This window comes from Nocardiopsis gilva YIM 90087, assembly GCF_002263495.1.
In the GTDB taxonomy this organism is placed as follows: Bacteria; Actinomycetota; Actinomycetes; order Streptosporangiales; family Streptosporangiaceae; genus Nocardiopsis_C; species Nocardiopsis_C gilva.
Genome location: NZ_CP022753.1, coordinates 4337561 through 4357752 on the forward strand (window position 1 = coordinate 4337561; position 20192 = coordinate 4357752).

Consider the following 20192-nt stretch of genomic DNA (forward strand, 5'->3'; position numbering starts at 1 on the left):
GCAGTCATTGTTGTATGGGGGGTTTCATGGTTGACGTGATCGTGGTCGGCGGCGGGCCGACCGGATTGATGCTGGCCAGCGAGTTGCGGCTGCACGGCGTGCACGCGCTTGTACTGGAAAAGGAGGCGGAGCCGACCCGGTATGTCCGCGCGCTCGGCTTGCACGTGCGCAGCATCGAGGTGATGGACCAGCGGGGCCTGCTGGAGCGGTTCCTCTCCCACGGCCAGCAGTACCCGGTCGGCGGCTTCTTCGCCGCCATCACCAAGCCCGCGCCCGACCTGGACACCGCACATCCGTACGTCCTGGGCATCCCGCAGCCCACCACCGATCGCCTGCTGGCCGAGCGCGCCGCCGAGCTCGGCTCCGAGATCCGGCGCGGCTGCGAACTGGTGGGGCTGAGCCAGGACGAGGAGGGGGTGAGCGCCGAGCTGGCCGACGGCACCCGGCTGCGCTCGCGCTTCCTCGTGGGCTGCGACGGCGGGCGCAGCACGGTGCGCAAGCTGCTGGGCGTGGGCTTTCCCGGCGAGCCCACCCGGGTCGAGACGCTGCTGGGCGAGATGGAGGTGACCGAGCCCCCGGAGACGATCGCCGCCATCGTCGCCGAGGTCCGCGAGACCCAGAAGCGGTTCGGACTCGGCCCTATTGGGGACGGGGCGTTCCGTGTGGTCGTGCCGGCCGCGGGGGTGGCCGAGGACCGCTCGGTCCCGCCGACCCTCCAGGAGGTCAAGCAGCAGCTGCGGGCGTACGCCGGGACCGACTTCGGCGCGCACTCACCGCGCTGGCTGTCCCGCTTCGGGGATGCCACCCGGCTGGCCGAGCGCTACCGGGTGGGTCGGGTGCTGCTGGCCGGCGACGCGGCGCACATCCACCCGCCGGTCGGCGGGCAAGGCCTCAACCTCGGGATCCAGGACGCGTTCAACCTCGGCTGGAAACTGGCCGCCGAGGTCAACGGCTGGGCACCCGACGGGCTGCTGGACACTTACCAGGCCGAACGGCATCCAGTGGCGGCCGAGGTGCTGGATAACACCCGGGCGCAGATGGAGCTGATGTCCACCGGGTCGGGTCCCCAGTCCGTGCGCCGGCTGGTGTCGGAACTGATGGACTTCGAGGAGGTGAACCGGCACCTGACCGAGAAGATCACGGCGATCGACGTCCGCTACGACGTCGGCGAGGGGCACGAACTGCTCGGCCAGCGGATGCGCGACATCGGCTTGAAGCGGGGCCGCCTCTACGAGCTGATGCACGGCGGGCGCGGACTACTCCTCGACCCGACCGGACAGCTATCGGTGGAGGGCTGGGCCGAGCGGGTCGACCACGTCGTCGACGGCAGCGAGGAACTGGACGTGCCCGCTGTGCTGCTGCGGCCGGACGGCCACGTGGCGTGGGTCGGCGACGACCAACAGGAACTGTTCAGCCAGCTGCCCAGGTGGTTCGGCGCTGCCGCCACGTGAGCGCCGTTGCGGCCCGAAGGGGGCTTGAGCGAGACCCTGGAGTGACCGGTGGCACGCTGCCAGCGCACAGCCCAGGCCCCGGGGGTCGCTGCCGGATGACCGCCGCGCCGAACCGGCGTCGGCGGTGACCGCGGCACTGCTGCTCGACGCGGCCAGCTAAGAAGAGCCGCCCGTGTCCGCGTGAACCACACGGGGATTGTCGCGCCAGGGAAAGGGCTCGGCGCCGGGCTGCACCGCCAACTCGCCATGCTCGAAGTGACGGGCACGCTCGGCGGCGTTCCGCGGCGGCAGCCCGACGTCGAGCAGCAGCACCGGATTCCGAGATCATCCTGTTGAGAATTCTCGGCCGGTTCCCCCGTTGAGCATGGGTGCTGCATGGAGAGCGAGCCCTGTCCGGAGAACACCCCACACTGGAGAGGCCGCCGCAACAGACCAAACGCGGACTGGCTCATCACTGGCCAGCCGGGCATGCTAGTCGGGCGCGCCGGGTGTCTCCGACACCCGAAGCCCGCTCAGGTTCTCCAGGTCGGTGGCGAACCCGGGGTAGGAGGTCGCCACCGCCTCCCATCCCTCGATCAGACTCTCGCCCTGTGCCCGGCACGCCGCCGCAACAGCAGCGGCCATGGCGATGCGGTGGTCGCCGTGGCTGTCCACCCAGGCCGCGCTGAATTCCGGGCGGCCGTGGATGACCATGCCGTCAGGGCGCTCCTCCGCTTGAACGCCGAAAGCCCGCAGCATGGCCGCAGTTGTCGCGATCCGGTCCGATTCCTTGGCTCGCAGTTCCTTGGCGCCGCTGATGACCGTCGTGCCTGCGGCTGCGGCGGCGGCCACCGCCAGCACCGGGATCTCATCCAGGATGCCCGGCACATCCCCGGCATCGATCTCGACCCCGCGCAGGTGGGAGGCGCGGGCCACCACGGTCCCCGAGGCGCGGTCGACCTCGATGTCGCCGCCCATGCGCTCCAGCACTCCCACGAAGTCGGCGCGGCCATGCCCCAGGTAGAGGCCCGGTGCCTCGATCTCGCCCGCCAACAGTCCTGCGACCGCCCAAAACGCCGCCTGGGACGGGTCGTTCGGAACGTGGTGGTCGACCGGCGCCAGTGGGCCGGGGTGCACCGTCACCGCGGTGCCCTCCACACGGATCTTGACTCCGGCGGCCTGGAGCATCTCCTCGGTGTGGCGGCGTGTGGTCTTCGGCTCGATCACCGTCGTCCGCCCAGCGGCGTAGAGCCCCGCCAGCAGCACACAGGACTTGATCTGGGCAGAGGCGACAGGCGAGCGGTACGTGATCCCCTCCACTTGGCCGCCGCGGATCACCAACGGGGCGAACCCACCGTCGTGACGCCCATCCACGCGGGCTCCCATCTGCCGCAGCGGAATGGCGATGCGGTCCATCGGACGCCGCCGCAGGTACTTGTCTCCGGTCAGGACGCTCACCCCGTCCACACCCGCGCACACCCCCGACAACAGGCGCATACCTGTACCGGAGTTGCCACAGTCGAGCACGTCGTCGGGCTCGTTCCGTAGCCCGCCCCGGACTCGAACCGCCCCGGAGTCCAGGTCGGTGAACTCCACGCCGAACCGCGTCAGGGCCGCACGGGTGTGGGCGACGTCCTCGCACCGCGACACCCCGGTGAGGGTGCTGTGGCCCTCAGCGAGTGCCGCGAGGATCAGCGCCCGATGCGAAATCGACTTGTCCCCGGGAACCTGGACACGCCCTATGACCTCTCCGGCTCCCCTGACGCTGAGCCGAACCCCCGCGCGCTCAACCACCGACCACCTCTTTGTCCTGCGGTAACAACCCCCGTCCGTGCCCAGGTTTGCACGCTGAACCCGACGCTGGTCGGCGAACACGGGGGGCGACACCAGCCCATTGTGCGAGGAGGTATCCCCGCACGTGCGGGGATACCTCTGGGCCGAATGTGACGGGGCAGCCCAGATGCCCGTACGGCCCGCAAGCTCGGGGATCACACTGCTGGGCTGCTCATCGCTGTGGGGGGCGGGTCCTCTGATTACTCATGGCTTCCGGGAAGGCGGGTGCTGATCGCTCTCCGAGCGCATGTCGCGCATAAGTTGGTCGGTGTCCGCTGGTTTTCGGGTCAGGCGGCTGACGAGCACGACTGCCAGGGTCGAGGCGATGAAGCCCGGGATCAGTTCGTACATGTAGGGCTTGAGCGTGTAGTACCACGTCACCGTGGTCACGGCGCCGACGATGATGCCCGCCGCCGCACCTGCCGATGTCGTTCCCCGCCAGAAGAGGGAGAGGAGGAGGGGTGGCCCGAATGCCGCGCCGAGGCCGGCCCAGGTGAACAGGACGAGCCAGAAGACGACGTCCTCGATTCCGGGGACATAGAGGAGGCCGACGGCGAGGAGGCACATGGTCAGGACGACCAGGCGGCTGATCCGCACTGCGACGTGGCCGCTGAGTTCTCGGTTCTTGAGGATGAGGCCCTGGTAGATGTCGCGGACCACGCCCGAGGCGCCGACGAGGAGTTGGGAGTCGGCGGTGGACATGATGGCCGCGAAGACGGCGGCCACGAGGAGACCGGCGATGAAGGCCGGGAGGTACTCGGCGGCGAGGAAGGGGAAGAGCTGCTCGCTGTCGGCGCCGGGGAGTGCTTCGACGTTGCCGTAGATCGCCCGTCCGACCAGGCCGACCGACACCGCTCCCCATCCCATCAGGACGTTCCACACCGTTCCCCACGCGGCGGCGCCGCGCAGGCTGCGGGGGTCGTCGATGGACATGTAGCGGATGATGATGTGCGGGTTGCCGGGCGAGCCCAGGCCGATCCCGAGAGCGCCGATCAGGGCGCCGATGCCCAGGGAGAACGGGTCGAGCAGGGCGGGGTCGAGGGCGCGGAGGGTGTCGATCATCGGGCCCCAGCCGATGCTCGCCATCGCGATGACCGGCAGTACGACCAGGCCGAAGAGCATGAACATGGCCTGCACGACGTCCGTCAGCGCGACGGCGACGTACCCGCCCACGACCGTGTAGAGCAGCACGATCCCCGCGGTGATCCACACGCCCGCCATGTTCGGCAGCCCGAAGCTGCTCGCGAATGCCTTGCCTCCGGCCGTGAACTGCGCGGCGACGTAGGAGGTCATGAAGAGCACGATGACCCCGGCGATGAGCGCGCGCAGTGCGCGGCCGCCGCCGAGGCGGCTGACGAAGTAGTCCGTCAGCGTGATGTCGCCGCGTTTCCCGGTGAACCGCCGCAGCCGAGGCGCGGCGAACAGGAAGAGGAAGAGTTCCATCAGCGTGTAGCCGACGACCGACCACACAGCGGACGCTCCGCTCACGAAGGCCAGGCCCGTCATGCCGAGCATGAGCCAGGCGCTGCGGCCGGAGGTGACCGCGCTCAAGGCGACGACGACGTGCTTCATTCTCCGGCCGCCGAGGAAGAATCCGGCCGCCGATCCAGATCCCACGCGCGTGGCGTAGATAGCGATACCGATGACCAGGAGGAGATATAGGGAGAAGGAGCCCAGGACGGCCCAGTCGGCATCGACCGCGAACTGGGCCGCTGGAGGAGTAGCGGCCATTGCGTTCGCCGTCATCGCGGCTCCCGCGACGGGCGGCGGCCGCCCGTCGCGGCCGCCGCGTTGATGGCGCGGACGGTGGCGCACTCCGCGGCGGCTGATGGTGGTAGCCACGGCACAAGGGCAGGGTGCGCGAGGATCATGATGACGTCATCGCCTCTGTTCCAGTCGGGGATCCGCAGGGCGGGGCACCCCCGCGTCTGCGACGTTCGGGTAGAGGGGGCGCGGGGCGAAGTGGTGGGGCATCGTCGGGGCGGTCGATATGGTTCCGGGCGCTGGCCAGCTCGGCGTCGGAGCCAGCAACGGTAATCATGTTCGAATGGATACCGCTCCCGCCGTTCGCTTCGTGGCCACGTGATTACTGGCATCCCCGGTTCGGGACCGGCCAATCCATCCATAGGACGTCCACGTCGACCGGTCGTTCTCCCTACTCGCTGGTTTATCCGAGGTTAGGCTGGCCAATCCCCGCCCGCGACGCCGCCGCTTTTTTCTAACCCTTGGATAAACAATCCTTCATCAGCGCCCTCCACACCACGGAATTATGGAGAATCACTCCTGCAAAATACCGATGCCCGAAAGCCTCCGAATCTCCTTAGCGACACCCCTACGATCGCGTCATACACCCCACAGAGCAACGCACATGATTACACGGGGAATTCACTTGAGAACGAAGAGTGACAACCACGGGTCGTCCACCCATCACGCCGAGTGGAAGCCGACAAAGCGTCCGTTCGTCCGGAATCAGGGGCGGTGAACGTGAGGCAGATCGCTGTTCACTCATTGATCCGGCTAGGGGTGTCCCCTATTAGCCTCTTCTCAGGCATCATTGCCTCTAAAGAGGAAAAAGGAAGTCTCGCCATGGCCGAACAGACCTACCCCTCGCCACCGCCCTCGTTGAGCATCCGCAGGGCGGGGGTGACCATCCGGCTCACGCCGCAAGCGCTGGTCTGGGAGGACGCGGTTACGGTGAGCCACATTCCCTACACGGCGATCACCGATGCCGAAGCCGACCCCTTCCCGGCCTACGCAAGTAGTCTGCGAGTCACGGTTCGTGACACCGGGACGGGCCATCCGTCCGTCTACGAACTACTTTGTTCGCCGCGCGACGCCGCCGCCTTCGCTGCCGCGATCACCGCTCAGATCCCCCGGAACGGCGACAGGCCGCCGCCGTCCGACCAGCCCGCCATCACCGTCGCGCCGCGGCCCGACGAGCCGCCGCTGCTGGCGCGCCATGAGCCCCAGGAACTCGCCACGCGCGTTCTCCTCATGCTCTTCACCCTCAATTCCCTGGGGCTCATCATCTTCGGGGAGTGGTTCTGGGCATTGATGTCATGGTGCGGATTCATCGGCTGGTATGCGGCCGGCGCCCTCCTCACCCTCGCCGTGAATGGAATTCGCAGCGCGTGGCTGGTAATAACGAAGGGCGTCCGTGTGGAAACCCGGTACAGCCACACCGAGCAACGGCGGGACTCCGAGGGGAATTCCACCACCTACCAGATCTACACCTTCACCGACCCGAGCGGCCTCACCCGCGAGTACACCCATATTCCCGGCGACTCCGACAGGTCGACGCCGAAGCAGTCGCGCAACATCCGGTTTGTTCCCAGCGAGCTCTACCACCACGACATTTCCTCGACATTCGAAGTCGTTCTGGCCTTCGTCACGACACCATTGCTCATCGCCGCCGCGCTCTTCGCCGGTGCCATCGGATTCGTGAATATGCCGGGGCGGCTTTTCCTCCTGCTGGTGGGATGAACAGCGGGACCACCATGCGTCCGACGACGCCGTGATGACGACTAGCGAATCGGGAGCGCGTTTCCGTATTCCGATTCCGGCCGCGGCCCGTGGATACGGCGTTCCTCCGGAAGGATGGGGATGTCATTGATACTCGCCTCTCGGCGGCTCATCAGACCGTGCCCGTCGAACTGCCACAGCTCGTTGCCGTAGCTGCGCCACGTGCGCCCCTCAGCGTCGTGCCACTCGTACTGGAACCGCACCGAGATCCGGTTCCCACCGAAGCTCCACAGCTCCTTGCGCAGGGCGTAGTCGAGCTCCTTCTTCCACTTGCGGGCCAGGAAGTCGATGATCGCGGCGCGACCGGTGATGAAGTCGTCGCGGTTCCGCCAGACGGCGTCGGGGGTGTAGGCCAGGGCTACCCGTTCCGGTTCGCGGGTGTTCCACGCGTCTTCGGCGGCCTGGACCTTGCGCCGTGCTGATTCCTCGTCGAAGGGCGGCAGGGGCGGACGGGCGGTCATACGTACTACCTCCGGGAGAATCCGTCGAGAAGATCTGTGCGATCCTGAGCCGGGGAGAACGACCGTTCTCCCCGAGATCTGTACCCTAGAGAACGATCGTTCTCACGCGCAAGCGCCCCTGAGTCGAAAGTTGGATAACGTGGAGTTGCCAGAGGTCAGAGAGCGGGTGCTGGAGGCGGCCGGTCGGCTGTTCTACCGCGATGGCATCCAGGCCGTCGGGATGGACGCCATCCGCACCGCCTCCGGAATCTCCCTCAAACGGCTCTACCAGTGCTTCCCGAGCAAGGAATCCCTGGTCACCCACTACCTGGCGCAGCGCGACATGAACTGGCGCTACGCACTCACGCGATTCGTCGACGCCGCGGACACCGACGGACCGTGCACCCTGGCCGCCTTCGACTTCCTGGCGAGCTGGTTCACCACCGACGACTTCCGCGGCTGCGCCTTCATCAACGCCTTCGGCGAGCTCGGCGCCCGGTCCGAGCAGGTCGCCCACTCGGTCTACGCGCACAAGCGGACGCTGCTGGGCCATCTCCAGGATTTTCTCTACCGCGACGGCATCACCCAGCCGGAACGGCTCGCCGAACAGCTGCTCCTGCTCATGGACGGCGCCATCGTCTGCGCGGCGACCGGCACCAACCCGAACGCCGCCGAGGACGCCAGGGCCGTGGCCGCCGGGCTGCTGGCGAGTGCGCCCCGCTCCGCCGACATGCCTCACCTCGGGGCGGGAGCATCACCCGCTCCCGCCCCGCACGAAGCGCCCTCCCCGGCTCCCACCGACGCGGCCCCGCCGCCACGACTGGACACTCCGCCCTGGGCGTGACCGGGAAAACCGGTGCGCCCCGCCCCACTGGCGGAGACGGAGCGCACCGCGCCGTCAGTCCTGCGCGCCGCTCCCGTAGGGCCGGGTGATGAGCTCCAGGAAGTGGCCGTCGGGGTCCGCGAAGTAGACACCGCGCCCGCCGTCGTTGGTGTTGATCTCCCCGGGTCGCTCCTGGTGCGGGTCAGCCCAGTAGTCCAGGCCCTTCTCCTTGACCCGGGCGAAGCTCGCCGTGAACTCCTCCTCGCTGACCAGGAAGGCGTAGTGCTGGGAAGCGATCTCAGCGTCGACTTCCATGAAGTCGAGGGTCACGCCGTTGGAGAGCTCGACCGCCAGGAAGGGGCCGAAGGGCTTGGCCGGTGGAAGGTCGAGGATCTCGGTGAGGAACCGTGCCGACGCCTCCTTGTCACGCGCGCAGACGATGGTGTGGTTCAGCTCGATGGCCATGCTGACTCCCGTCCTCTTTGTGATCTCCGGGGTGGCGCCCCGTTCGGTTCACGAACCTAAAACGTCAACCAGACTTGAGGTCAATAACGTCACCACCACCTTCTGCGGCCGGTTCCGGTCGGCCCATGGGAAAACGTGAACCTCGCCTCTTCCTCTGCTTACCCACCGCCCCAACGTCGCTTCAGGCACACATAAGGGAAGTGAAAGTCAGGAGTGGTCGGATGGGGACCGATGAGAATCGACGAGGATCAACGAGAAGACGACGAACTCATGTGGCGAATCGCACGCATGGTGGCTCTCTCAATAGTCACAGATTCAACCACGGCCCTGATCCCGGTAATGGCGCGAACAACGGATCGTCCGGCTGAAAACGGCATTTCCGCAGCCTCGCCCCGGGCCGCTCGGAATGATCCCGCTATGCCGTAGATGTTCTCCCCCGCTCCGCACGCTCCCCGCCACGCTTCAGGAGAGCATGCGGGCGAGTTCGACGCGGGAGCGAATTCCGAGTTTCGCGAACACATTGCGCAGGTGGTGGTCGACCGTACGCGGGCTGAGGAACAACTGTGCGGCCACTTCGCGGTTGGTGGCCCCCTCCGCGACGAAGCGGGCGATCTGCAGCTGCTGCGGACTCAGCTCCTCCAGCGCGGACCGTTCGCGCGTGCGGACCGCCTCGCCCGCCGCCCGCAGCTCGGAACGCGCCTGGCCCGACCACGGGGCGGCGTTCAGGCCGTCGAAGGTCTCCAGCGCCGCGTGCAGGTGCTCCCGTGCCCGACGCACCTGGCGGGCACGGCGCAGCATGTTGCCGAACAGCAGCTCGGTACGGGCGCGCTCGAAGTCGCAGTACCCGCTCTTGTGCAGGTTGACCGCCTCTTCGAAGTGCTCCTCGGCCCGGCTCCCCTCCGCGCGCAGCGCCCGGCACCGCGCGGCCAGGGCGCGGACTTCGTCGCTCCCGGTCGCCTCCGCCCACCGGTCGAAGGCGCGCAGCGCGCCCTCCGCCCGCCCCAGGTCCTCGGTGTGGGTGGCGGTCGGCAGCCGGTCGATGCGTTCGGTGTAGGTGCGCCCCAGCCGTCTGCCGGGGGCGGGCAGGTACGGGAGGGGTTCGGCCCCGACGAGCTGGGCGGGGGTTAGGGAGACGACCAGATCCACGGCGGCCACCGGGTTGCCCTGGGCGAGGGCGGCGAGTTCGGCGCGCACGGCGTCGCTCAGCGGGTGCGGTGCCGCCCAGGTTGGCGGAGATGGCGTCGGCCCGAGCGAGTCGAGGCGGTGGAGGGGATCCGGCCGCCAGGCGCACCCAATCCTCCTCGGTGGCCCGAACCTCGCTGCGGACTGCGACCAGGAGGACCATGCCCTCGCTCCCGGCGCGGCGCGCGGCGAAGGACAGGACGTCGATTGACTGCTCCCCTCCCTGAAGGGAGGGGATTCTCTCCTTCAGGGCTGAGCGGGATCCCTAGCTCACGCCGCCAGACGGGGCAGCGCCCCATCTGGTCTTACGCGATCAGCACTAGCCGGGCCAGACCAGCCCGGACCAGCATCACACGCGCGGAGTTCTTGTCCCTCGGGACACGGCCCGCACGCGGTGCAGGCATACGTTCGTTCTGAGAGAGGCAGTGCGTGCTTGGTTCTCGCTCCGCACGACGCGCACTCCATGGTGGTATGCGCGGGATGCACGAGACGGACGTCCCGCCCGTGCTTGCGACCCATCTCCACCAGCGCCCTCTTCGTGGCGCTAATGGCGGCGTCAGCCGCCTTGCGCGCCATGGTGGACTTGGCCAGGAACTTCGACCGGAAGTCCTCCACGGCTACCGCGTCATGGTCGCGCACGACGCGCTTGGCCCACTTGCGTCCGGTGTCCTGGCGCTGCCGAGCCACCTTCTTGCGCAGCTTCGCGGCCTGCCGCTTCGCCCTCCGGTAGCCCCGGGTCTGCGCCTTGCCCCGGGGGCGTTCACGGCGAGACATCATCCGCTGATACCCGGCCAGCTTCGAGGCGGCTTTCCTGCCGTGCTCGGGGTGCGGAAGGTCGTGCGCGGTACTGGTGGTGGTCGCGGTCTCCGTCACGCCCCAGTCCACCCCGATCACACGCCCGGTCTCCGGCAACGGCTGCACCTCGGCGGGAACAACGAACGAGGCGTACCAGTGGCCGAGGTTGTCCTGATAGACGCGCACGGACGAGGGCGCTGCGGGAAGGTCCCGCGACCACACCACCGTCAGCACGATCCCGCCGGCCAGGTGCAGGCAGTTGTCTTTGAGCCGGAATCCGCGCCGGGTGTAGTTCAGGGTCGGCAGCGCCGCACGCTTCTTCTTCCATCGGGGCATCCCCGTACGCTGGCGGAAGGGAAGCCGCGCCTTGATGTCCTTGAGCGCTTTGGCGCGGGACTTGGCAAAGTCCCGGATGGTCTGCTGCTGGGGGACCGAGCTTCCCTCACGGAGCCACCGCGACGTCCGCCGCGCCTCGGTCAGCATCTTGTCCAGCTGCGCCGGACCGCATGTCACTTTCTCCCCGGTGGACTTGTTGTGCGCGTGCACCTGCTTGGATTTGGCCACGCACTCGTTCCACGCCCAACGGCACCGGTCCCACTCCGCGTGGAGGAGACCGAGCGCGGTGGACGATGCACGCAGACGGTAGGTGTACCGGGCGTGCCCGGTCTCCCTGTCGGCCTGTGCGCGTGTCGCCATGGCCGGCAATCTATACGAGGACTACGACAGACGCCGTCTGGCCTAGCGGCACGACGGCTCTCCCTGCCCCGCTAAACGGGAACCGGATTCCTCCCCGCCCTAAAGGACGGGGCATCCTCCGAAGGATTCGGTGAATTCGGGTGCCGCTGTCAGGGCGTCGTCGAGGAGGGAGGTCTTGCCGATCCCGGGTTCACCGAGGACGACCAGGGCACCGCTCGTGCCTATGCGGGCATCGGCGAGGAGGCGTCGGACGACGCCTTGCTCGCGGCCGCGACCGCGTAGACAGACCGGGCGTGTGTCGGGGGGCACATCTAACACACCGTCGAAGTTACTCCCCAGTAAATGGCTTGTAAATCGGACCGGTGGTTTCGCCGATGCGCCGCACACCGCACACAGCCGATACTTCTGGCAGTTCCCCCAACCCCGGGAGTACAGATGCGTCGTCTTCTCACCCGCCTGTGCGGCGTGGCCGCCGCGGCCGTCCTGGTGTTCACCACCGGCTCACCGGCCCAGGCCCAGGAGCGGGCCGCGGAGCCCACCCCCGTCGTCTTCGTCCACGGATTCGTCGGGAAGGGGAGCCAGTGGTGGGCCATGCGGCGGGACTTCTTGGCCAACGGCTACACCGAGGACCAGCTGCACGTCTTCACCTACAACTGGGCGCAGAGCAACAAGACCACCGCTGAACAGCTCAGGGACTTCGTCGGCGAGGTGCGTTCGTCCACCGGCGGGGGCAAGGTCGATCTGGTCACCCATTCCATGGGCGGGCTGTCGTCGCGCTGGTTCATCAAGTTCCTCGACGGAGCCGACAAGGTCGACGACTGGATCTCCATCGCCGGACCGAACAACGGGACCAGGGTCGCCGGGTTCTGCTCGCCCCTCTTGACGTCCTGCCGGGAGATGAAGCGCGACTCGGGCTTCCTGCGCGAACTCAACGCCGACAACCCCACACCGCACGACGTGAACTACGTGACCTTCCGATCCCCCTGCGACCTGATCGTCTCGCCGGTCAGCAGCACCAGCCTCGACGGGGCGAACAACCACCGCACCCGCTGCCTGGAGCACATCTCCATGATGTGGACCCCCAGCGTTATCACCGCGGTGCGCGAGACGATCGCCTGACCGCACATCTTTTTTGACCGATCGTTCCCGATAGGTGTAGCGTCGCGTCCATGGCACGAACCAAGGAGTTCGACCCGGACGCGGCGCTGCGTGCTGCGATCGAGTTGTTCTGGGAGCGCGGCTACGAGGCGACCTCCATGGCCGACCTCGTCGAACACCTCGGAGTCGCCCGGGCCAGCATCTACGCGACGTTCGGCGGCAAGCGCGAGCTCTACCTCAAGGCGCTCGACCGCTACGGGGAGCTGGCCGACCCCGACCTCATCCAGCGGCTCTCCCAGCCCGGACCGGCACTGCCCGCCGTGCGGGACCTGATCCGCCGGTTCGCCGAGGGGGCAGCGGGCGAGGGCGCCCGGCGCGGCTGTCTCATCACCAACACCGCGGTCGAACTCGCCCCGCACGACGCCCAGGCCGCCCGGCGGGTCGAGGCGGCGTGGCTGATCCAGGAGACCGCCATCGCCGGCGCCCTGAGCCGCGCACAGGCCCAAGGCGAGCTCTCCGAGGACCGCGACGCGCACGGGCTGGCCCGGTGCCTGGTCGTACTCCTGCAGGGCATCCGGGTGGCGGGCAAGGCCTCCGCCGACCCGGGGCGCGTACGTTCCGCGGCCGAACAGGCGCTGGCGCTGCTGGACTGACCCGCGCCGGACGCACGGACGGCCGCCCAGGGTGTCCCCCCGCCGTTGTTCGGTCGTTCCCTGGCACCGCCGCTCCCAGGGCAACGCATGGCCAAATTCAAGAACAATCGATCTCGAATTCCCCCGCACTCGTGCCCGGCGAACACCCGACCGACCCGAACCGAAGACGACCCACCGACATCGACAGGAGTTCTCACTCATGACCGCACGATTCACCGGAACGACCGTTCTCGTCACCGGCGGCGGGCGCGGCATCGGCCGCGGCATCGCGCTGGCCTTCGCCCGCGAGGGCGCGTCCGTCGTCGTGGCCGGCCGCACCGCCGCCCCGATCGAGGAAACGGCCCAGTTGATCGAACAGGAAGGCGGACGCGCGACGGCCGTGACCGCCAATGTCGCCGACTCCGCCTCCGTGACCGAGCTCATCGCCACGACCGTGGCGACCTACGGCTCGCTCGACGTCGCCGTCAACAACGCCGGGGTCCTGAACGCCAGGGGACCGGTCGCCGACGTCGACGAGGAGGAGGAGTGGCGCTCGATGCTGGACATCAACGTCACCGGCGTACTGCTCGCGATGAAGCACGAGGTCGCGCACATGCGGGCCAACGGTGGCGGCACCATCGTCAACGTCTCCTCCACCCTCGGCTGGTATGTGCGCAGGCCCGGCGTCGCCGGGTACGCGGCCACCAAGGCGGCGGTCACGGCGCTGACGAAGGCGGCCGCGCTGGACCACATCCGCGACGGCGTCCGGATCAACACCGTGAGCCCGGGGCCGGTGGCCACGCAGATGTCCCTGCTCCCCGGGGAGACCGAAGCCGGGCGCGCCGACCGCCTGAAGAACGACAGCCCGATCGGCCGCGTCGGCGCTGTCGAGGAGGTGGCGGCCGCGGTCCTGCACATGGCGTCCCCCGAGGCCGCCTACTCGGTCGGCGTCGACCTGGCACTCGACGGCGGCATCAGCGCCTGACCGGCTCCGCACACGGTGCCCGCGTGCCGGGCCGATTGCCACGCGGCAACCGGCCCGGCACGCCGCGCGTTACCAGAGCACGAGCTTGGCGACCTCGAAGTAGATGATCAGCCCGGTGCCGTCGACCAGGGTCGCGATGAACGGTGCGGAGACCACCGCCGGGTCGATCCCCAGTCGGCGCAGCACCAGCGGCAGGATCGAGGAGACCAGGGCCGACCACAGCACGATCGCCCCCACCGCCAGCACCACGACCAGGGTGACCTGCGGACCCACCCCCAGCGTCCAGGCGCGGACCATCGCGGCCCCGGCCATCGCCACCGCGATCAGCATGCCGGTGCCCATCTCCTTGCGGATCACCCGGCCCATGTCGCGCAGGGCCACCTCGCCGGTGGCCATCGCCCGGATGAGGGTGGTGGTGATCTGGGTTCCGGTGTTGCCGCCGGTCCCGATCAGCAGCGGGATGAAGAAGGCGAGCGCGATGGCGGATTCGAGCTCCTCCTCGAAGTGCCGCAGGACGGTGCCGGTGTAGGCCTCGGCGGCGAAGAGGACCAGCAGCCACAGGATCCGCTTCTTCCACAGCTTCCACGGAGAGGCGTGCAGGTAGGGCACGTCCAGCGGGGCCGAGCCGCCCTGGCGCTCGGCGTCCTCGGTGGCCTCCTCCTCGACGATGTCGGCGACGCCGTCGGCGGTGATGACGCCGACGATCCGGCCGTCGGCCACCACCGGGATGGCCGCGAGGTCGTGCGCGTTGAGCAGACGCGCCGCCTCCTCGCGGTCCGCCTCGGCGGTGACCTCGATGACGCGGGTCCGCATCAGTTCGCCGACCGGCCGGTCGGCCGGGGCGAGCACGAGCGCGCGGAACGGGACGACCCCGAGCAGCTCTCCGTCGTCGCCGGTGACATACAGCGTGAAGGCCACCGCGCCGTCGGCGGCGCTCTCCCGTACCCGCTCGATGGCCTCCTCGGCGGGGGTGTCGGCGGGCAGGGCGATGAACACCGGCGTCATGTGTGCCCCGGCGCTCGTCGGCGGGTGCGCGAGCACCGTCCGCAGCGGGGCCGAGCGCTCCCGGCCCAGGCGCGCCAGGACCTCGACGACCAGCGGGGAGGGCATCTCGCGTAGGATCGCGGCGGCGCGGTCGGTCCGGATGCGGCCGATGGTCTCGATCAGGGTGGGCAGCGGGAGCTGCCCGAGGAAGTCGGCGGCGGTGTTCCGGTCCACCGGCTCGACCAGTCGGGCGGTGGCGGGCGGGCCGATGAGGTAGGCGAGCCGCGCGGCGCGCTCCTGGTCCAGCCGGGCCAGCTCCTCACCGCGCTCGCGGGGGTCGGTGACGTCGCCGAACCAGCGCTCCAGCGCGTCGGGGCGGGGCTCGTTGAGAATGGTGCGCAGGGACGTGCGAACGAGGGTCATGGCGTCTCCTCAGGGGTGCGGCGGGAAAACCGCAGGCACGCGGAAATGGCCGTTCGTCGTGGGAACGGTGGGGTCCGTCAATGGGCGGCGCGGTACTGCGGGAAATGGACGCGGACCCTGCGGAGAATCACCGCGTTACGAATGCGCGCATTCGGGGGTGGCATTCCGCTGGGTCGCCGATAGCGGACTTCGACCCGGACTCATCTGCCATCACCTCCCCGAATCGCGCCCGGACCGGCCGGTGCGCCCCTGCGCCGCGGACCGGTCGGCCGCGGCGGCACCACCGCGATCGGTGTACTGCGCCCGTGACGTGCGCGCCGCACCCTGCGGTCGCACCCCTCGACGAGTGCGAGGGAGGGAGAAGACCTCCACGTCAGAGCTTTGGCACTGCGCGACGTGTCCAGATGCCCGGAAGCCACTTCGGGCCACCCCTTAAGCCGGGGAGGCCTGTCCTAGCCCAGCGGTGTCTCTCGACACCGGCGGACCAGTGGCCTGTGTTCGCGCAGGAGCCTCACCGAACGAGGTACTGCCGTGCCAGTTTGGACGCCGGCCCGCAGTTCGTCAAATTCCGCGTTCGACCGACAATGCCGACTCTGACCCGTCAGCAGGTCATGGTGACGCGGTCATCATTACCGGGGTCCCGCCATCATTCGCCACGGCGCAACCGGGGAGCGCCTCCCGAAACTCGCAGGTCCGATCTCACGCGTGCCGATTGATATGCGGCTCGTCCAATATGAACATCGTCTGGGTATTGCGCACTTCCGGGATCCGCTGAAGCCGTTCGAGGACGAAGGTCCGCAGGGCGGCGGCGTCGGCCACGCGGACCAGGAGGAGCAGGTCGACGTCGCCGGAGACCAGTGCGGCGTGGTCGACCTCGGGGATGTCGCGCAGGTAGTCGCGGAACCTCTCCCAGGAGTGCTGCTCGATCCGCACCGACACGTAGGCGGCCAGGCCGGTTCCGTACTTCTCCGGGTCGATGACGGCGGTGAACCCGCGGATCACCCCCTGGTCGCGCAGCCGGTCGAGCCGCGCGTAGGCGTTCGCCCGGGAGATGTGGACCTGCTCGGCCACGGCGCGGATGGACATCCGGCCGTCCGCTCTGAGCAGCTCGATGATGTGCCGGTCCACCGCGTCCAGATCCACGGCCATGTGTCTCACCTCACACCGCGTGAGCGGAGATCGATTAGGACGATCTGCAGCGACAGCGGCAACAAACGGCAATCTGTCCACGGTCGCCCGCCGGATATGGACACTATGGGGTGATTCACTTCATATTCAAGACATGAAGCGTACCGATGAGTTGGCCGGCTCGGCTCCTCCACTCCCATCCCAGGAGCCGATTCGCCTTGTGGACCCGCAGGGCCACCGCGTCGGCGAGGCCGAATACCTCACTCCCGAACCCGGCACCTTGCTGGCGCTGTTACGGGCGATGATCATCGGGCGGCGCTTCGACCGCCAGGCCAGTGCGCTCGCCCGGCAGGGCCGCCTCGCGGTTTACCCCTCCTCGCATGGCCAAGAGGCGTGCCAGGTGGGCGGCGTGCTGGCGCTGGCGGACGACGACTGGCTCTTCCCCACCTACCGCGACTGCGTGTCACTGGTCACTCGCGGCGTCGACCCCGTCGAGGTGCTCACGCTGCTGCGCGGCGACTGGCACAGCGGCTACGACCCCGAGCCGCACCGCTGCGCGCCGCAGTGCACCCCGCTGGCCACCAACGCCTCCCACGCCGTCGGCCTGACCTATGCCGCGCGGCGCAAGGGCCAGGACGCGGCGGCGCTGGTGCTCATGGGCGACGGGGCCACCAGCGAGGGCGACGCCCACGAGGCGTACAACTTCGCGGCGGTGTGGAACACCCCGGTCGTCTTCCTGATCCAGAACAACCGGTGGGCGATCAGCGTCCCGGTGGACAAGCAGACCGCCGCCCCCACCCTGGCGCACAAGGCCATCGGGTACGGCATGCGCGGCTACAACGTCGACGGCAACGACGCGGCGGCCGTCCACGCCGTCGTCAGCCACGCGCTGGCCGAGGCTCGCGCCGGCGGCGGCCCCGCGATCGTCGAGGCGCAGACCTACCGCCTGGACCCGCACACCAACTCCGACGACCCCCAGCGCTACCGGGACGACGCCGAGGTCGAGTACTGGAAGGCGCGCGACCCGCTCACCCGTCTGGAGGCCCTGCTGCGCGGCGAGGGGCTGCTCGACGACGCCGAGGTGGAGCGCATGAGCGCCGAGGGCGAGCGTCTGGCCGCCGATGTGCGCGAGCGGCTGTCCGGCCCGGACCGGCTCACCCCCGAGGAGCTGTTCTCCCACGTGTACTCCACCGCACCGGCGATGTTGCGGCGGCAGCGCCAGGAGCTGCTCGACGAGATGCGGAAGGGCTGAGCCGATGGCAGAGATCAGCTTGGGGCGCGCGCTCAACCGCGCCCTGCACGACGCGCTGGACGGCGACCCCGACGTGCTCGTCTACGGCGAGGACGTGGGCGCCCTCGGCGGGGTCTTCCGGGTCACCGACGGACTGACCGCGACGTTCGGCGAGGACCGCTGCTTCGATTCGCCGCTGGCCGAGGCCGGCATCGTCGGCACCGCCATCGGCATCGCCATGTACGGGCAGCGTCCGGTGGTGGAGATGCAGTTCGACGCGTTCGCCCTGCCCGCGTTCGAGCAGGTCGTCTCGCACGTGGCCAAGATGCGCAACCGCACCCGCGGCCGTGTGGAGCTGCCCCTGGTCATCCGGATTCCCTACGGCGGCGGGATCGGCGCCGTGGAGCACCACGCCGACTCCTCGGAGGCCTACTTCGCGCACACCCCCGGGTTGCGCGTGGTGACGCCGGCGACCCCGGCCGACGGCTACTCGATGCTGCGCGAGGCGATCGAGTGCCCCGACCCCGTCGTGTTCCTGGAGCCCAAGCGGCGCTACTGGGCCACGGCCGACATCGAGCTGCCGGTGCGCACCGAGCCCATGGACCGGGCGGTGGTGCGGCGCCCCGGGACCGACGTCACGCTGATCGCCTACGGGCCGATGGTGGCCACGGCCCTGGAGGCCGCCGAGGCCGGGCAGCGGGAGGGCCGCGACATCGAGGTGATCGACCTGCGCAGCCTCTCCCCCTTCGACGAGGAGACCGTGACCGAGTCGGTCCGCCGGACCGGCCGCGCGGTCGTGGTGCACGAGGCGTCCACCTTCGGCGGTTACGGCGCCGAGGTCGCGGCGCGCGTCACCGAGCAGTGCTTCCACTACTTGGAGGCGCCGGTGCTGCGCGTCGGCGGGCTGGACATCCCCTACCCGCCACCGAAGCTGGAGTCCTACCACCTGCCCAACGCCGACCGGATCCTCGACGCGATCGACCGGCTGCAGTGGGAGTCCGAGTGGGTGCCGGGCGGCACCGGGGGCCAGCCCCCGCTGCACCAGACGGGGGTGGGGGCGTGACGGGGCGTTCGTCTTCCGCGGAGTCCGTGCGCGACTTCGTCCTGCCCGACCTCGGCGAGGGCCTGACCGAGGCGGAGATCGTCGACTGGCGGGTGGCGGTGGGCGACGAGGTCGCCGTGGACCAGCCGGTCGTGGAGGTCGAGACGGCCAAGGCGAGCGTGGAGGTCCCCTGCCCGTTCAGCGGCCGGGTGACCGCGCTGCACGGCGGCCCCGGCGAGGTGATCGCTGTGGGCGCCCCGCTCATCAGCATCGATACCGCGGCATCGGGAGCAGGCGCCGGTTTCGGCGAGCCCGGTGTCGTCGTGCCCGAAGCCCGCGGGTCCGCAGAGTCCGGCGGCGGTGGCAATGGCGCCACCGCGGCGGTGCAGGGATCCGGAGCGGTCCTCGTGGGCTACGGCACAGGGGAGGGGGCCCCGCGGCAAAGCGGTGGTCGGCGGCGTGCCCTCTCGGCGGACGGGACGCGGACAACGGCGTCCGCGGCCCCGTCCCCGCAACCCGGCGTGCGACGCCGCACCCCGGTGGTATCGCCTCTGGTGCGGCGCATCGCGCGCGAGCACGGCATCGACGTCACGTCTCTGACGGGCAGTGGAGAGGGCGGGCTGGTGCTGCGCCGCGACGTTCTCGCGGCTATCGCGGAATCCGCCGCGGCGAGCGCGCCGACCGGCGCGGGAGCGGGGACGTCCCCGGCCGCAGGGGCCGCGGTTCCGCTGCGGGCCGTGCCCACCGAGGCACCGGAAGAGGCCGAGCGGATTCCGCTGAGCGGTGTACGGGCCACGATGGCCGAGCGGCTCTCGCGGTCGCGCCGGGAGATCCCGGAGGCGACGGTGTGGGTCGATGCCGACGCCACCGGCCTGCTGGACTTGCGCGCGACGCTGAACGGGGCCGATCCGCGGCGGCCGGTGAGCGTGCTGGCGCTGTTGGCCAAGTTCTGCCTGCTGGGGCTGCGGCGCTATCCCGCTCTCAACGGCCGGGTGGACACCGAACGCTCCGAGCTGGTGCGGTTCGGCCATGTCCATCTGGGGTTCGCGGCGCAGACGCCGCGCGGGCTGATGGTGCCGGTGGTCCGTGATGCGGACCGGATGACGACGCGGGAGCTGTCGGCCGAGCTGTCGGCGACCACGTCGGCGGCACGGGCCGGGTCGCTTCCGCCGTCCCGGCTGACGGGCGGCACGTTCACGGTGAACAACTACGGCGTGTTCGGGGTGGACGGCTCGGCGGCGATCATCAACCACCCGGAGGTGGCGATCGTCGGAATAGGGCGCATCGTGAAGCGCCCGTGGGTGGTGGGCGATGAGGTGGTGGCCCGCCCGGTGACCGAGCTGACCTTGGCGTTCGACCACCGTGTGTGTGATGGCGAGGAGGCCGGCGGCTTCCTGCGCTTCGTGGCCGACTGCGTGGAGCGGCCGCAACTGCTGTTGGGCGACGTCTGACCGAGCGCGCGGTCGGGCGCCGTCGGCGGTCC

The 20192-nt window shown here is 69.5% G+C and carries 19 protein-coding genes and 1 riboswitch; of the genes, 9 read left to right on the forward strand and 10 right to left on the reverse strand.

All coding sequences use genetic code 11. The features are described 5' to 3' along the window. Positions 1 to 26 precede the first annotated feature (26 nt). Entirely contained in the window at positions 27 to 1451 is a 1425-nt protein-coding gene (rox, locus tag CDO52_RS19490; protein ID WP_094932859.1) for a rifampin monooxygenase, read from the forward strand. Positions 1452 to 1607: 156 nt separating this feature from the next. Here the strand turns inward: rox and CDO52_RS27715 are convergent, their stop codons facing one another. From CDO52_RS27715 to CDO52_RS19500, 3 genes are all read right to left on the reverse strand, one after another. Next, a complete protein-coding gene (locus CDO52_RS27715) occupies positions 1608 to 1763 on the reverse strand; it encodes a hypothetical protein (protein WP_017619222.1) in 156 nt (51 codons plus the stop codon). Between the two features lie 159 nt (positions 1764 to 1922). Continuing rightward, entirely contained in the window at positions 1923 to 3224 is a 1302-nt protein-coding gene (gene aroA, locus CDO52_RS19495; protein WP_094932596.1) for a 3-phosphoshikimate 1-carboxyvinyltransferase, read from the reverse strand. Positions 3225 to 3467: 243 nt separating this feature from the next. After that, positions 3468 to 5009, reverse strand: a complete 1542-nt coding sequence (locus CDO52_RS19500) for a sodium/proline symporter (RefSeq protein ID WP_232524253.1) — start codon at positions 5007 to 5009, stop codon at positions 3468 to 3470. Between the two features lie 840 nt (positions 5010 to 5849). On the opposite strand from CDO52_RS19500, the gene CDO52_RS19505 reads away from it, so the two are divergent. Next, on the forward strand, positions 5850 to 6746 hold the full coding sequence (locus CDO52_RS19505; protein WP_017619226.1) for a hypothetical protein: 897 nt from the start codon (positions 5850 to 5852) through the stop codon (positions 6744 to 6746). Between the two features lie 41 nt (positions 6747 to 6787). Here the strand turns inward: CDO52_RS19505 and CDO52_RS19510 are convergent, their stop codons facing one another. Then, entirely contained in the window at positions 6788 to 7246 is a 459-nt protein-coding gene (locus tag CDO52_RS19510; protein ID WP_017619227.1) for a nuclear transport factor 2 family protein, read from the reverse strand. Positions 7247 to 7385: 139 nt separating this feature from the next. Between CDO52_RS19510 and CDO52_RS19515 the strand changes: the two genes are divergently transcribed. Beyond that, a complete protein-coding gene (locus CDO52_RS19515; RefSeq protein WP_094932598.1) occupies positions 7386 to 8069 on the forward strand; it encodes a TetR/AcrR family transcriptional regulator in 684 nt (227 codons plus the stop codon). 54 nt (positions 8070 to 8123) lie between these two features. On the opposite strand, the gene CDO52_RS19520 is transcribed toward CDO52_RS19515, so the two are convergent. The 4 genes from CDO52_RS19520 to CDO52_RS29300 all read right to left on the reverse strand — a co-directional run bounded on the left by CDO52_RS19520 (position 8124) and on the right by CDO52_RS29300 (position 11573). Then, a complete protein-coding gene (locus tag CDO52_RS19520) occupies positions 8124 to 8513 on the reverse strand; it encodes a VOC family protein (RefSeq protein WP_017619229.1) in 390 nt (129 codons plus the stop codon). Between the two features lie 462 nt (positions 8514 to 8975). Then, positions 8976 to 9707 (reverse strand): helix-turn-helix transcriptional regulator, encoded by a 732-nt coding sequence (locus tag CDO52_RS28865; RefSeq protein ID WP_332459730.1) that lies wholly within the window; start codon positions 9705 to 9707, stop codon positions 8976 to 8978. Between the two features lie 258 nt (positions 9708 to 9965). Continuing rightward, positions 9966 to 11186, reverse strand: a complete 1221-nt coding sequence (locus tag CDO52_RS19530; RefSeq protein WP_232524254.1) for an RNA-guided endonuclease InsQ/TnpB family protein — start codon at positions 11184 to 11186, stop codon at positions 9966 to 9968. Positions 11187 to 11285: 99 nt separating this feature from the next. Next, positions 11286 to 11573 carry an ATP-binding protein gene (locus tag CDO52_RS29300; protein WP_332459731.1) on the reverse strand — a complete coding sequence of 96 codons (288 nt, stop codon included), beginning with the start codon at positions 11571 to 11573 and terminating at the stop codon, positions 11286 to 11288. Between the two features lie 48 nt (positions 11574 to 11621). Here CDO52_RS29300 and CDO52_RS19535 point away from each other — a divergent pair, with 48 nt between their 5' ends. From CDO52_RS19535 to CDO52_RS19545, 3 genes are all read left to right on the forward strand, one after another. Continuing rightward, on the forward strand, positions 11622 to 12305 hold the full coding sequence (locus tag CDO52_RS19535) for an esterase/lipase family protein (RefSeq protein ID WP_017619232.1): 684 nt from the start codon (positions 11622 to 11624) through the stop codon (positions 12303 to 12305). Positions 12306 to 12355: 50 nt separating this feature from the next. Next, complete coding sequence (locus CDO52_RS19540; RefSeq protein ID WP_017619233.1) at positions 12356 to 12937, forward strand: TetR/AcrR family transcriptional regulator; 582 nt, start codon at positions 12356 to 12358, stop codon at positions 12935 to 12937. 199 nt (positions 12938 to 13136) lie between these two features. After that, a complete protein-coding gene (locus tag CDO52_RS19545; RefSeq protein ID WP_017619234.1) occupies positions 13137 to 13901 on the forward strand; it encodes an SDR family NAD(P)-dependent oxidoreductase in 765 nt (254 codons plus the stop codon). A 69-nt stretch (positions 13902 to 13970) separates the two neighbouring features. Here CDO52_RS19545 and mgtE read toward each other — a convergent pair whose 3' ends face one another. Together mgtE and CDO52_RS19555 are read right to left on the reverse strand one after the other, a co-directional pair. Beyond that, a complete protein-coding gene (gene mgtE / locus CDO52_RS19550; protein WP_017619235.1) occupies positions 13971 to 15308 on the reverse strand; it encodes a magnesium transporter in 1338 nt (445 codons plus the stop codon). 359 nt (positions 15309 to 15667) lie between these two features. Continuing rightward, positions 15668 to 15838, reverse strand: a riboswitch (M-box (ykoK) riboswitch). A gap of 169 nt (positions 15839 to 16007) precedes the next feature. Beyond that, positions 16008 to 16457 (reverse strand): Lrp/AsnC family transcriptional regulator, encoded by a 450-nt coding sequence (locus CDO52_RS19555; RefSeq protein WP_017619236.1) that lies wholly within the window; start codon positions 16455 to 16457, stop codon positions 16008 to 16010. Positions 16458 to 16590: 133 nt separating this feature from the next. On the opposite strand from CDO52_RS19555, the gene CDO52_RS19560 reads away from it, so the two are divergent. Genes CDO52_RS19560 through CDO52_RS19570 form a run of 3 tightly spaced genes read left to right on the forward strand, consistent with a single transcriptional unit; the run spans position 16591 to position 20160 of the window. Then, positions 16591 to 17688 (forward strand): thiamine pyrophosphate-dependent dehydrogenase E1 component subunit alpha, encoded by a 1098-nt coding sequence (locus CDO52_RS19560; protein WP_026125900.1) that lies wholly within the window; start codon positions 16591 to 16593, stop codon positions 17686 to 17688. A 4-nt stretch (positions 17689 to 17692) separates the two neighbouring features. Further along, on the forward strand, positions 17693 to 18730 hold the full coding sequence (locus tag CDO52_RS19565; RefSeq protein WP_094932600.1) for an alpha-ketoacid dehydrogenase subunit beta: 1038 nt from the start codon (positions 17693 to 17695) through the stop codon (positions 18728 to 18730). 26 nt (positions 18731 to 18756) lie between these two features. Next, positions 18757 to 20160 carry a dihydrolipoamide acetyltransferase family protein gene (locus CDO52_RS19570; RefSeq protein ID WP_017619239.1) on the forward strand — a complete coding sequence of 468 codons (1404 nt, stop codon included), beginning with the start codon at positions 18757 to 18759 and terminating at the stop codon, positions 20158 to 20160. Positions 20161 to 20192 lie beyond the last annotated feature (32 nt).

What these genes read in the sequence shown, in the direction of transcription:
- rox (WP_094932859.1), top strand. Translation starts at nt 27, where the DNA reads ATGGTTGACGTGATCGTGGTCGGCGGCGGGCCGACCGGATTGATGCTG.
- CDO52_RS19500 (WP_232524253.1), bottom strand. Translation starts at nt 5,009, where the DNA reads ATGACGGCGAACGCAATGGCCGCTACTCCTCCAGCGGCCCAGTTCGCG.
- CDO52_RS19505 (WP_017619226.1), top strand. Translation starts at nt 5,850, where the DNA reads ATGGCCGAACAGACCTACCCCTCGCCACCGCCCTCGTTGAGCATCCGC.
- CDO52_RS19510 (WP_017619227.1), bottom strand. Translation starts at nt 7,246, where the DNA reads ATGACCGCCCGTCCGCCCCTGCCGCCCTTCGACGAGGAATCAGCACGG.
- CDO52_RS19520 (WP_017619229.1), bottom strand. Translation starts at nt 8,513, where the DNA reads ATGGCCATCGAGCTGAACCACACCATCGTCTGCGCGCGTGACAAGGAG.
- CDO52_RS19530 (WP_232524254.1), bottom strand. Translation starts at nt 11,186, where the DNA reads ATGGCGACACGCGCACAGGCCGACAGGGAGACCGGGCACGCCCGGTAC.
- CDO52_RS19535 (WP_017619232.1), top strand. Translation starts at nt 11,622, where the DNA reads ATGCGTCGTCTTCTCACCCGCCTGTGCGGCGTGGCCGCCGCGGCCGTC.
- CDO52_RS19540 (WP_017619233.1), top strand. Translation starts at nt 12,356, where the DNA reads ATGGCACGAACCAAGGAGTTCGACCCGGACGCGGCGCTGCGTGCTGCG.
- CDO52_RS19545 (WP_017619234.1), top strand. Translation starts at nt 13,137, where the DNA reads ATGACCGCACGATTCACCGGAACGACCGTTCTCGTCACCGGCGGCGGG.
- mgtE (WP_017619235.1), bottom strand. Translation starts at nt 15,308, where the DNA reads ATGACCCTCGTTCGCACGTCCCTGCGCACCATTCTCAACGAGCCCCGC.
- CDO52_RS19555 (WP_017619236.1), bottom strand. Translation starts at nt 16,457, where the DNA reads ATGGCCGTGGATCTGGACGCGGTGGACCGGCACATCATCGAGCTGCTC.
- CDO52_RS19560 (WP_026125900.1), top strand. Translation starts at nt 16,591, where the DNA reads ATGAAGCGTACCGATGAGTTGGCCGGCTCGGCTCCTCCACTCCCATCC.
- CDO52_RS19565 (WP_094932600.1), top strand. Translation starts at nt 17,693, where the DNA reads ATGGCAGAGATCAGCTTGGGGCGCGCGCTCAACCGCGCCCTGCACGAC.